Below are 11,799 nucleotides of genomic sequence, written 5' to 3'. Positions count from 1 at the left end.
ACGGTACGGCCAGCGCCGGTGCCTACGAGGTGAAGGCAACGGTCACGCAGACCGGCGGCAATGGCGGCAACGGCATCAACGGCGCCAATGGCGGCGCCGGTGCGGCCAGCACCCTGCTGAACGGCGCAGCCGCCAGCACGCCTGGCACGCTGAACCTGTTGCATACGGCAATCGGCGGCAACGGCGGCAGCAGCGACAGCGGCACAGGCGGCAAGGGCGCCGCCGCCAGCTCCGCGCTGACCCTGGTGAATACCTCCCCCACCGAGCTAACGCTGACGGCTGCCAGCCAGGGCGGCAGCGGCGGCAACACCGCCACTGGCATCGCCGGCCTGGGTGGCAATGCCAGCAGTGCAGCCAGCGGCACGGCCGGCTTCGCCGACGCAACCATCAACGGCACGGCCACCGGCGGCAGCGGTGGCAGCACCACGGCAGGCAATGGACAGACCGGCGGCAATGCTGTTAGCAGTGCCTACGCCGCCAGCATTAGCCATGCGCCGCCCTTCCCGGATGGCAGTTACGGCGTGGACACGCGGGTCGCCACCGCAGTCGCGACTGCCACGGGGGGCGCCGGCGGCAATGGCAGCGGGACAGGCAAACGCGGTGGGGACGGCGGCAATGCCAGCGCTACCGCCGCCAGCGCTTCCAATATCGGTTTGGCCATCAGCAACGCCTTGCAGACTGGCGGCAAAGGCGGCAACGGCATCAACGGCGCCATGGGCGGCAATGGCGGCAACAGCATCGCCAACAACCAGCTCAGCGGCGATACCAAAGGGAATCTGTATCTGTACCTGAGCACAACCGGCGGCGCCGGTGGCAATTCGGATCTCAGCCTCGGCGGCAATGGCGGTAACGCTGAGACGCGCCAGGTGACCAGCGATGCCAATGCAGACAGGCTACGCATCCAACTGACTAACACCGGCGGCAACGGCGGTACCGGCACCACGGGCGGTACCGGTGGCAATGCCTTGGTGGCTGCGGAAACGGCGTCGACCAACACCGGGACGCTGGTCGCCATAGCGCTCCGTGCCACTGGCGGCAGCGGCGGTGCCACACTGGCCAGCGGCGGCCTGAGCGGGACCAGCGGCAATGCCCGTAGCGAAGCGCGCGGCAGCAACAGCGGCGCCAGCGACCTTACCATCACCAGCACGGCCTACGGCGGCAGCGGCCTGTCGCTGGCCAACGCCGGCACGCTGACCGGCACCGTGCAATCGAGTGCGGGTGGCAACGCCAGCAGCAGCGCCGACGGCACCGGCGGCTCCAACGTCAAAAACGAACTCAGGATTAATGTCAGCGCCAAGGCGATCGGCGGCAACGGCAGCCTGGCCTGGGGCAAAGGCCAGCGCGGCGGCAACGGCGGGCTGGCCGAGAGCAACGCCAGCCTGACCCTGCTCAACGGCGACGGCAGGGCCAGCGCCGACAGTACCGGCGGCAATGGCGGTGATGGCGGCAACGGTGCCAACGGCGGCGATGGCGCGACGCTCAGCATGCTCAACAGGATTACTGGCACCAACGTCGGCAGCGGCAAACTGGCCCTGGAACAAGGAGCAACCGGCGGCAATGCCGGCAACAGCACCGGGGGCATCGCCGGCAAGGCAGGCAATGGCACCTCGACCCTGTCGCTGAGCGGCGCCAGCCAACCCAATCTGACCCTGGAGGCCATTGGCACAGGCGGTAATGGAGGCAACAGCAATACGGTCAACGGCAGCCGCGGCGGTAACGGCAGCGCCTTCGTGACGCTCAGCAGCAATGCCAACATTTTCGGCTACGCCACTGGCAGCGGCGGCACAGGCGGCAACCGCGCTGCCGGTGGCGACGGCAGCGCGCGCGCATCGGTGACGGCCAGCGGCGCAGCGGAGGCCGGGGCTTATGCGAGTGCGCTAGGCGGCAGCGGCGGCTACCATACCGACGCTGGCCAGACCACCGCCACGGCCTACGCCCAGTCCGACAGCGGACGGGCTCACGCCTCGGTTACATTAACTGGCGGCAAAGGCGGCTCCAACTCCGGTACCGATGTGACCCCGGCCGGCGGCAGCAGCGTCGCCGAGAACCTGGTCAGCGGACGCACGACTGGCGCACTGGCGCTATACCAGTACGCCATCGGCGGCGACGGCGGCATCGGTAGCAAACCGGGCAACGGCGGTAAAGGCGGCGACGCCATATCGCGCCTGACCTTAACGGACAATCTGGCCGCCAGCCTGACTGCCGGCGTGTCTGCTGAAGGGGGCAATGGCGGCGAAGGGGGCGGCTACGTTTTCGGCAGGGGGGGCGATGCCACTGCCGAGCTAGTGCTGGCGTCAACCCGTAGCGGCACTGTCGTCACCGGCAACAGTGAGGCAAAGACAGCAGTCTATTACAGCGGCAAGTTGGCCACCGCGATCGCCCGTAGCAAGGTCAGTGCAGTCAGCGCCGCTAACGCCAATGCGAGTGCCTGGGGTGTTGACGCAATTAACCCTGCGCGCCAGGTAACTGCGTCGGCCTGGGCGATCAGCACGCAGGCTGGTGGCTCGTCCACTGCCCACAGCAACGCTTATACCAATATTTCCGGCACCAGCCAGGTCGCGGTGACATCGCTGGCGCGCGCGGATGGCGTAGGCGCCGGCAGCAATATTGCCACGGCCGAGGCAAAAGGCCTGGGCAGCGCCACTGCCATCAGCAGCGCCAGCGATGGCCTGCATGGCCTGGCCACCGCCAAGGCCAGCACACCGACCACCGGCGACTACAGTGTCGCTTACACCAATGCCAGCTATGGCAGCGCGGGGCTGCTGGGCGATCTGCACGCGATCGACCAGGACAAGTACCGCAACCAGGCCATCTCCGTGGTCAACGGCATGCCGAGCGATGGCGCGGCCCTGCTCGCCGCCACGCCGCAGGCCGCAGCGGCGATCGGCAAGGTGCTGGGCGCTGGCGTGCAAGGTGCCTTGTATCCCAATTATCAAGCAGGCGTCAGCCATACTTACGTCACCAGCGGGGTGTTTGATTTCCAGACCACGGCAGCGGGCAACCTGATCGTCGGCTGGCTGTCCAACTATGGCAACGGCAGCGGCTTCGACCAGATGAGCCTGACCATCAACAGCAAGGGCACGCTGATTTACGCGCATACCTTTGGCTCACTGAGCGAAGCACAAAGCTTCTTCAGCGACGGCACGCTGGACCTGGGCCGGTTTGAGGCCGGCCAGCAAAGCCTGGAGATCGCCTCGACACTGACCTACACCCATTCTGGTGGCTTTGCCTTCAGCTACGCGGTGGGCACCTCGCCGGTACCGGAACCGGCGACCTGGGCGATGAGTCTGGCCGGCCTGATGCTAGTGCTGCTGCAGCGCCGTCGCAGCAGCACTGGCCGCCGTTAAGCGGGCGCCAGGCATTCCTCAAGGGTCAGTTCCAGCAGGGGGAAGTGACCCGTTTCCACTTTGAAGAATCCAGCCTGTGGGAAGATGACTTCCCACACCTGGCGATCCTGCTCGGCGTCGATCATCGGGTCGTAGGCGCCAAACAGCACGGAAACCGGGCCGGCGAACGGGCTTTGCATCGGCGAGTGGTCCAGCGCGGAAAAATCGTCCGAGGTGGCGACCGAGGTCGGGCCGTCAAATGCGCCCGGCTGATGGATCAGTTCCGCAAACGAACGGGCCGCATCGGCGCCGGCCGGACCGAAATACAGCTCCGTCACATCCGGCAGCAGCGACAGCGCGCCAAATACATCCCAGAAGCGCGGACGGCCAGGATCGTCTTCATACATCGCCAGCGCGGTGGCCAGCTTGCCCGCATGTTCGTGGCCGGTATGCACACGGAAGGCGCGGCGGGCCAGGCGCAGCGCGGCCTGCTCGGGATTGAAGGTGGGCGCCAGCAGCACGATCTCCTTGACCAGCTCCGGCGCCTGGCGTGCCAGGTGCACCGCCAGATGGGCGCCGAAGGAACTGGCCATCACGGTCAGCGGCTGCCCCGCTGCTGCTGCCACGCGGCGGAATTCGGTCACGGTAGCTTCCTGCAGGTCCAGGAACGGGCGCGCCGCACACGGCTTGGCCAGCGGCTGGTGCCACCAGTGGACGTGGTCCGCGTCCGGGTAGCGGGCGCGCTCAAACACCGGCCCCAGTGCCGGGCCGCCGTGCAGATAAAAAACCGAAGGTGCTGCCATGTTCTCTCCTTTGCGTAAGCAGGACATTATAAATATTGTTGATTGACATTGCCAAAAACCAGGCTCAAGATTTGCGGATGAAAAAATTCCTCATTGCTCTCTCCCTGCTGCTGGCGGCAGGCGCCCAGGCCCAGGTACTGTCGGTACGCGACCAGGCGACGGTCGTCAACGAGCTGCTGGTTGACCGCTTTGACCATCTGCTGCCGGGCATGATGGCGCAAACCGGCATCGATATGTGGGTGGTGGTCTCGCGCGAATACAATGAGGATCCGGTCCTCAAGACCATGCTGCCGGCCGAATGGCTCAACGCGCGCCGCCGCACCATCCTGGTGTTCTACCGCGACGCCAAAACCGGCAAGGTGGAACGCCTGGCGGTCGCGCGCTACAACGTCGGCCAGAGCATCACGGCGGCCTGGGACATGAAGAAATTTCCGCATCAATGGGAGGCGCTGGTGGACATCATCAAGCAGCGCAATCCCGACAAGATCGCGCTCAACACCTCGACGCACTTCAACCATGCCGACGGCATCGACCACACCGACTACAGCGAGCTGCTCGCCGCGCTGCCGGCCGATCTGAAACGCCGCGTGGTATCGGCCGAGCCGCTGGCCATCCGCTGGCTGGAAACCCGCACCGAACGCGAGATGCAGATTTATCCGCAGCTGGTCAACGCCACCCACCGGATTATCGAGGAAGGCTTCTCCGAACGCGTCATCACACCGGGCATTACCACGGCGGACGATGTGGTCTGGTGGTTCCGCCAGAAGATCCGCGACCTCGGCTACGACACCTGGTTCCATCCCTCGGTGGAAATCCAGCGTGCCGGCAAGGGGCTGGCCAATGCCGACATCATCGTGCCCGGCGACCTGCTGCACGTCGATATCGGCATCACCTACCTGCGCCTGAACACCGACATCCAGGAGCACGCCTACGTGCTCAAGCCCGGCGAGACGGCCGCGCCGGCGGCACTGGTCAACGCGTTCGCCAGCGCCAACCGCCTGCAGGACATTCTGACCGCCAATTTCCAACAGGGCCGCAGCGGCAACCAGGTGCTGGCGGCATCGCTGAAACAGGCCAGGGCCGAAGGCATCGAGCCGACCATTTACACCCATCCGATCGGCTACCACGGCCATGCCGCCGGCCCCGCCATCGGCATGTGGGACATGCAGGGCGGCGTGCCGGGCAGCGGCGACGATGTGCTGCGCTACCACACCGCCTATTCGATCGAGCTGAACGCCGCCACGGCAATTCCAGGCTGGAAAGAGCCGGTCCGCATCATGCTGGAGGAGGATGCCTATTTTGATGAAAGTGGCGTCCGCTACATCAACGGCAGGCAGAAAACGCTGCTTCTCCTGCCACGGCGCGCGCCATCTGTTGAATAGGGTACACAAATAGTTCCAGCAAGCTCGGGAGTGCCATCAAGCGGCCACATTTGAGATGATAGCGGTGGTGGACGACAGGCCAAAACGTCCACCGCACTTGTCTCACGCCTCTTTTGGCCCACATCCCAACAGGAGCACACTTATGAATTCGTTCGTGGAAACGCTGTCCCCGGCAGCCCGGAATCATGCGGAAGCCCGCATCGACTACTACACCGACCTGACTCAGGCGGTACTGCGCTCACTGCGCCAGCTGGCCGAGGTCAATGTACAGTTCAGCCGTGAATGGCTGGACGATTCCACTGCGGCCCTGCGTCAGAACTTGCTGACCTCGCCAGAGGAACGCAAGGCCGATGCCGTACCGCAAGCTGCCTCAGCCACGCTGCAAAAACTGCAGACCTATCATCAGAAGCTGGCGCAGGTGGCCGGCGACTTCCAGAGCGACATCAATAATCTGGCGCAGCAGCACGTGCCACAGACCGCGCGTACCGCCACCGAGCTGGCTGATGCCGGCCGCCAGGCGGCCGGCAAGCATATCGCGGAGGAAGCCAGCCGTTTCGCCAACATCGCCAGCCAGAACAAGGCCATGCCGCAAGCCGCGTCGATGCAAAGCGCGCCTGAAGGCAACCAGGGCTAACCAGGCCGGGAGGCTTACAGGAAGCGTTCCGGTATATCGTCCGCAAACGGGTACATCGAGAAGTAAGGCTTGCTCTCGTCCAGCACCTGCTTGACGGACGGCCGCGCCACCAGACGTTCAAAGTAGCTTTGCAGGTGGTGGTATTCCTCCGGGAATGGCAGCACCGTCGCCGCATAAAACAAGGCCGGCGCCGCCGCGCAATCAGCCAGACTGAACGCTTCGCCGCACATCCAGCTGCGCGTGGCCATGCGCTTCTCGATCATCTTGTAGGCCGTCTTGAGCTTGGTACGCTCCTTGGTCTGGTCGCAGCTCAGCCCGGTCAAATGGGCGACCACGATGGTGTTCATCGGTCCCTGGACGTACTGGTCGAAAAAGCGGTCCCACAGACGCACATCCTGCGCATCGTCCCAGTCCGCTGGAATCATGAGCTGGGTGCCGGGGTAATGCCGGTCCAGATACTCGATGATGATGGACGTCTCCGGCACGTCACGGTGACGCTCGTGGTCGCGCAGCACGGGGAACTTACACAGCGGCCAGATAGCTTCCAGCTCGGCACGATCCGCCTCCTCGCCGAGATTGATGATGCGCCGGTCGAAATCCGTGCCGTTTTCGTACAGCGCGATCAACACCTTGTGGCAGAACGAGGCTAACGGGTGGTAATACAAAGTCAACGACATAGTGGGCTCCAGGGCGTGGCAGCGCGGCGCGCTACCAAAGATTCCAGCAAATGATACTTCAGCTTCGCCGATAGCGGCGAACCCTAATTACTGGGACACTTGCGCCCGTCTAGAGCCGGGCAATCACGCGCCGGCGGATAACTGAACGGGAAAATATCATCATGCGCCACGCCATTACTTTGACCCTCTTATCCCTGTGCGCCTTTGGCGGCAAAGCATTTGCTGCCGGACCAATGCCAGCCGCCGCCGGTGACAGCTTCTCGGCCGGCGCCGGCCTCGCCTATGTGCCGGAATATGCCGGCGCCGACAAAAGCCGCGTCGTCCCCCTGCCCTTCATCGAACGCACGTTTGCCAACGGGGTATTCCTGAGCACCATGCGCGGCATCGGCTACCAGACCCAGCTGGGGGATTTCAACCTCAGCGGCGCCCTGAGTTATGACGGCGGCCGCGAAGACCACAAGGAAAACTACTTCTCGGGCTCGGATGCACTGAAAGGCATGGGCAAGATCCAGGGCACGGCGCAGGCCGTACTGAGCGTAGGCTACAACATCGGCACCGTCGGCCTGAGCCTCAGCACCAAGCAGAACCTGAGTCACCGCGAGTATGGTTACACCTTCGCGCTCGGCGCATCGACCGCGCTCTACACCACGGCAAGCGACCAGATCGGCCTGTCGGTATCGGCCGAATACGGCGACAAAAAGCACAACCAGACCTACTTCGGCGTCACCAGCGCGCAAAGCGCCACGTCCGGCTACAAGGCGTACACGGCCAAGGCCGGCTTCAACAACCTCACAGCCGGCCTCAACTGGAACCACGTGATCAACAGCAGCTGGTCGGTGTACAGCGCTGCGGGCGTGACCCGCCTGACGTCGGATGCCGCCGACAGCCCGCTGACCAAGCGTAAAACCACGCCCATGCTGATGACGGGCCTGATCTACAAATTCTAGGCTGCCTTGGAGTATCATTGACGAAAACTCATCGTTGAATCAATGACACTCCAATTTCCTGCCTTCCTCTTCCTCGCTTTTGCACTGTGTTCTGTGTGGGCCAGGCCGCTGCCAATGGGGCGGCGCTCGGCTCCGCTGTGGCTGCTGTTCTTTGTCATGGCCATGGCCTGGGGGCTGGTGGGCGGCGTGCTGGACCCGGTGGCGGTCAGCGCGCTGGTGGTGCTGGCTGCCGGCGCCTACGCCTGCAATGCCGCGCCACGCAGCTGGCTGCGTCTGGCCTATGGCACGCTGACGGCAGCGTTGGCCTTGGCGCTGGCCATGCACAAGCTGCCCGGCTTTAATAATCCGCTGCTCATCGAGCATGTCGTGCTGTCCGCCGGGGCCGCACCGTTCACGCAATACGCGAACTTCGACAAGGGCGCCGTCGGGCTGGTGCTGCTGGCACTGCTGTGCCGCCGTGTGCATGCGTGGCCGGAACTGGGCGAGGTGCTGCGCAAGACGGTGCCGGTGCTGCTATTGACGATCATTGCCACACTGGGCTTTGGCGTGGCGGCTGGCGTGGTCGGTCTTGATATCAAACTGCCGCAGCAGACACTGATGTTCGTGCTGGTGAACCTGCTGTTCACGGTGGTGGCGGAAGAAGCCTTCTTCCGCGGCCTGCTGCAGGCACGGCTGGCGTCGGCGGTGGCGCGCTTCGCGTGGGGGCCTTGGCTGGCGGTGGCAGTGTCGGCGCTGCTGTTTGGAGCGGCCCACCTCGGCGGCGGGCTGACCTATGGCATACTCGCTGGCGTTGCCGGCCTCGGCTATGCGATCGCTTACCAGCGCACGCAACGCATCGAGGCCGCCATCCTGGTACACATCACGCTGAACGTGGTCCACTTCATCTGCTTTACTTACCCGGCTAGGTTACACGGTGTCTGATTCCATCGCTTCCCGCACTTTGCCGAGCGCCGTCACCGGCCTCGTTGGCACCGCCACGGTGCTTGCCCTGCTCTACTTCGGCCGTGACGTGCTGATCCCGATTACACTGGCCTTCATCTTCAGCTTCCTGATTGCGCCGTTTGTACGCGCGCTGCGGCACATGGGCCTGGGCCAGGCGACATCGGTATGCACTGGCGTGCTGGTGGTGACCGTGACGCTGCTGGCGATTGGCGGCGTGATCGTGTCGCAAGTCAGCGCCATGGGCGCCAGCCTGCCGCAGTACCAGGACACCATCGCCAGCAAGATTGAAACGCTGGACAAGCTGACGCGCGGCACACTCGGCGATCTGGGCGGCCCGGCCGGCGACCTGATCGAACACTTCACCAGCGATGGCGCCAGCGGGCCGCAGCCGGTGCTGCAAAACGATGGCAGCGTGAAGACGCCGGTGCTGGTGGAAATCCATGAGCCTGCGCTCAAACCATTCCAGCTGCTGGGCAAAGTCATCACCTCCGTATGGCCACCGCTGGAGACGGCCGGCATTGTATTTGTGGTGCTGATCTTTGTGCTGCTCGAACATGAATCCCTGCGCGACCGCTTCATCCGCCTGGCAGGTGGCGGCGACCTGCGCGCCACCACGATTGCAGTAAATGACGCGGGCGAACGCCTGTCGCGCTTCTTCATCTCACAGTTCCTCGTGAATCTTGCCACCGGCCTGGCGATCTGGCTGGGCCTGAGCCTGATGGGGCTGGGCCAGGCGCTGCTGTGGGGCACCATGACTGCCGTGCTGCGCTTCATCCCGTATGTCGGCGTCTGGATGGCGGCGCTGTGCGCAACCGTGCTGGCGGCCGCCATCGATCCGGGCTGGTCACTGGCGCTCATGACACTGGGCCTGTTCCTGGCGGTGGAAATTATCGTCGCCCAGACCATCGAACCAAAACTGTACGGCCACACGACCGGCCTGTCGCCACTGTCAGTGGTGGTGTCGGCGATTTTCTGGAGCTGGCTCTGGGGACCGGTGGGCCTGGTGCTGTCGACGCCGCTGACCTTGTGCCTGGTGGTCGCGGGCCGCTACATCCGCGCGCTCAAGGTGCTGGAGATCATGTTCGGCGAACTGCCTGCGCTGACCCTGCCGCAGAATTTCTACCAGCGCGTGCTGTCCGGCGACGCCCACGAAATCGTCACCAGCGCCAAGCGCTACATGCAGCACAAATCGCTGGCCGAGTACTGCGACGGCGTGCTGCTGCCCGCACTGCACCTGGCGCATTTTGATTTGAAGGATGCCGCCATCACGCCGGAGGAAGAGGAAAAAGTCACCTCCTCCATCATCGCCGTGATTGAAGCGCTGAGCGGCAATCCCAAGTGGTGGCGCAAACGCAAGCGCAGCACGGTGCTGACTGGCGAAGGCATCGGCCGCCAGTTGCGCGCGCAGCGCATTTCCGACGGCGGCGAATGGCAGGGTTCCTTCGATGTGCCACCCGGCAGCGTGGTGCTGAATATTGCAATCGGCTCCCAATATGCCGAGCTGGCGACCGAGATCCTGGTACGCATCCTGCAAGAACAAAAGATCGACGCGCGCAGCCGCAACTTCGAAGAACTGGACCAGCCACCGCCACCGGGCGCCAGGAAGGAAGCGGTGGCCATTGTCTGCCTGATCAGCGTCGATCCGCTCAACGACTGCGAAGCCATGAGCGAGGCGCTGGCCAAAATGCGCGTGCGTCTGCCGGACGCCAAGCACTTCGCGCTGCTGCTGCCGAGCCCGTTCGAAAATCCCGACCTCAAAACCTGCATCTTCTCCGAGGCCGACCACGTCTCACGTTCCTACGACGATGTGCTGCAACACTGCCAGACCGCGATGAAGGGGCACGCAAGCTGATGAAACGCCTGCTCCTGTCCACGCTGCTGGTTACCGCGCTGGCCTCCGCCCATGCCGGCCGCCTGGAAGACATCCATGCACGCGGCGTGCTGCGCGTGGGCAGCACTGGCGATTACAAGCCGTTCAGCTATCGCGCAGGGGCGAACGATTTTATCGGACTGGATGTTGAGCAGGCTGGCGAACTGGCGCGCGCCATGGGCGTCAAGCTGGAGATTGTTCCGACCAGCTGGCCAACGCTGATGACGGACTTTAACGCGGATAAATTCGATATCGCGCTGAGCGGCGTGTCGGTGACGGCAGAGCGCCAGCAGCAGGCGCTGTTCTCGGTCAGCTACCTGCGCGATGGCAAAACGCCGATTACACGTTGCGAAAACCAGTTGCGCTTTCAGACGCTGGAGCAGATCAACCAGCCGGCCGTGCGCCTGATCGTCAATCCGGGCGGCACCAACGAACGCTTCGCCCGCGCCCATGCGCCGCAGGCGCAGCTGACCGTCTACCCGGACAACGTGACGATCTTTGGCCAGATCGTCAGCGGCGCAGCCGACCTCATGATGACGGATGCGATTGAAACCCGCTTGCAGCAGCGCCTGCATCCAGAACTGTGCGCCGTGCATCCTGACGCGCCGTTCGATACTGCGGAAAAAGCCATCCTTTTGCCACGCGATGCCGAATTCAAAGTTTATGTCGACAAATGGCTGCAACAGCGCATCAGCAGCGGCGGACTGCAAAAAAGCTTCGACCGCTGGCTGGACTATCCCTGGGCATTGGAGCCGTTGCGGCAAGCCATCGATGAGCGCCTGCTGCTGGCGGAAGCAGTCGCACGCGCCAAATGGAATATACAGGCGCCGATAGAAGACTTGCCGCGCGAAGCGCAAGTGATCGCGGCCGCCGTGCAACAAGGCCGCACGCTAGGCTTGCCGGACGCCTGGGTGGCAGCCGTCTTCAAAGCCCAGATCGAGGCCTCCAAAACCGTACAGCGCGAACTGTACGCCAAATGGAAGGCGCAGCAGGCCGGCCATTTCGACGACGCGCCCGACCTGGCCAAAACCATCCGTCCGCAACTGGACCGCATCACCACACAACTGCTGCGCGCCATGGCCGACAATCAGGCCAAGCTGAAAGACACCGCGCGGCTGATACGTCCACTTGAAGCAGCCGCAATCAGCCCAGCTGCCGCCGCACAGGCACTGACGCCGCTATCCGCCCCTGTTCCGGGCGCGTTGATAAGCTACTAAA

General features: G+C 64.1%; 9 protein-coding genes and 1 pseudogene. 8 read left to right on the top strand and 2 right to left on the bottom strand.

The annotated features are described in order from the left end of the window. Nucleotides 1-3,347: PEP-CTERM sorting domain-containing protein (locus GTP58_RS26925; RefSeq protein ID WP_161080072.1), on the top strand; the 3,347-nt coding region annotated here is incomplete at its 5' end. On the opposite strand, the gene GTP58_RS26920 is transcribed toward GTP58_RS26925, so the two are convergent. Continuing rightward, nucleotides 3,344-4,129, bottom strand: coding sequence for an alpha/beta fold hydrolase (locus GTP58_RS26920; RefSeq protein WP_229215760.1), 786 nt, complete (start codon nt 4,127-4,129; stop codon nt 3,344-3,346). The two genes, GTP58_RS26925 and GTP58_RS26920, sit on opposite strands and share 4 nt — an antisense overlap. Nucleotides 4,130-4,206: 77 nt before the next feature. On the opposite strand from GTP58_RS26920, the gene GTP58_RS26915 reads away from it, so the two are divergent. Then, entirely contained in the window at nt 4,207-5,511 is a 1,305-nt protein-coding gene (locus GTP58_RS26915; protein WP_161080071.1) for a M24 family metallopeptidase, read from the top strand. 142 nt (nt 5,512-5,653) lie between these two features. Further along, nucleotides 5,654-6,145, top strand: a complete 492-nt coding sequence (locus GTP58_RS26910; RefSeq protein ID WP_161080070.1) for a phasin family protein — start codon at nt 5,654-5,656, stop codon at nt 6,143-6,145. Between the two features lie 14 nt (nt 6,146-6,159). On the opposite strand, the gene GTP58_RS26905 is transcribed toward GTP58_RS26910, so the two are convergent. Then, entirely contained in the window at nt 6,160-6,822 is a 663-nt protein-coding gene (locus GTP58_RS26905) for a glutathione S-transferase family protein (protein ID WP_161080069.1), read from the bottom strand. A gap of 179 nt (nt 6,823-7,001) precedes the next feature. Here GTP58_RS26905 and GTP58_RS26900 point away from each other — a divergent pair, with 179 nt between their 5' ends. The 5 genes and pseudogenes from GTP58_RS26900 to aroQ all read left to right on the top strand — a co-directional run bounded on the left by GTP58_RS26900 (nt 7,002) and on the right by aroQ (nt 11,798). Next, on the top strand, nt 7,002-7,769 hold the full coding sequence (locus GTP58_RS26900) for a MipA/OmpV family protein (protein WP_229215759.1): 768 nt from the start codon (nt 7,002-7,004) through the stop codon (nt 7,767-7,769). A 114-nt stretch (nt 7,770-7,883) separates the two neighbouring features. Further along, the gene (locus tag GTP58_RS26895; protein ID WP_229215758.1) at nt 7,884-8,690 is read left to right on the top strand and encodes a CPBP family intramembrane glutamic endopeptidase; all 807 of its coding nucleotides are present in this window, start codon (nt 7,884-7,886) and stop codon (nt 8,688-8,690) included. Beyond that, nucleotides 8,683-10,563 carry an AI-2E family transporter gene (locus tag GTP58_RS26890; protein ID WP_373924783.1) on the top strand — a complete coding sequence of 627 codons (1,881 nt, stop codon included), beginning with the start codon at nt 8,683-8,685 and terminating at the stop codon, nt 10,561-10,563. Before GTP58_RS26895 ends, GTP58_RS26890 begins: the two co-directional genes overlap by 8 nt. Next, nucleotides 10,563-11,324, top strand: a pseudogene (locus GTP58_RS31980) (transporter substrate-binding domain-containing protein); the annotation flags it as partial. The gene GTP58_RS26890 and the pseudogene GTP58_RS31980, both read left to right, overlap by 1 nt. 3 nt (nt 11,325-11,327) lie before the next feature. Continuing rightward, nucleotides 11,328-11,798 carry a gamma subclass chorismate mutase AroQ gene (gene aroQ, locus GTP58_RS31975; protein WP_229215768.1) on the top strand — a complete coding sequence of 157 codons (471 nt, stop codon included), beginning with the start codon at nt 11,328-11,330 and terminating at the stop codon, nt 11,796-11,798. Nucleotide 11,799 lies beyond the last annotated feature (1 nt).

The organism is Duganella sp. CY15W (assembly GCF_009857555.1).
Taxonomy (GTDB): Bacteria; Pseudomonadota; Gammaproteobacteria; order Burkholderiales; family Burkholderiaceae_D; genus Rugamonas; species Rugamonas sacchari.
The sequence above is the reverse complement of the archived record's forward strand: the minus strand, read 5'-3'. Positions and strand labels throughout refer to the sequence as shown.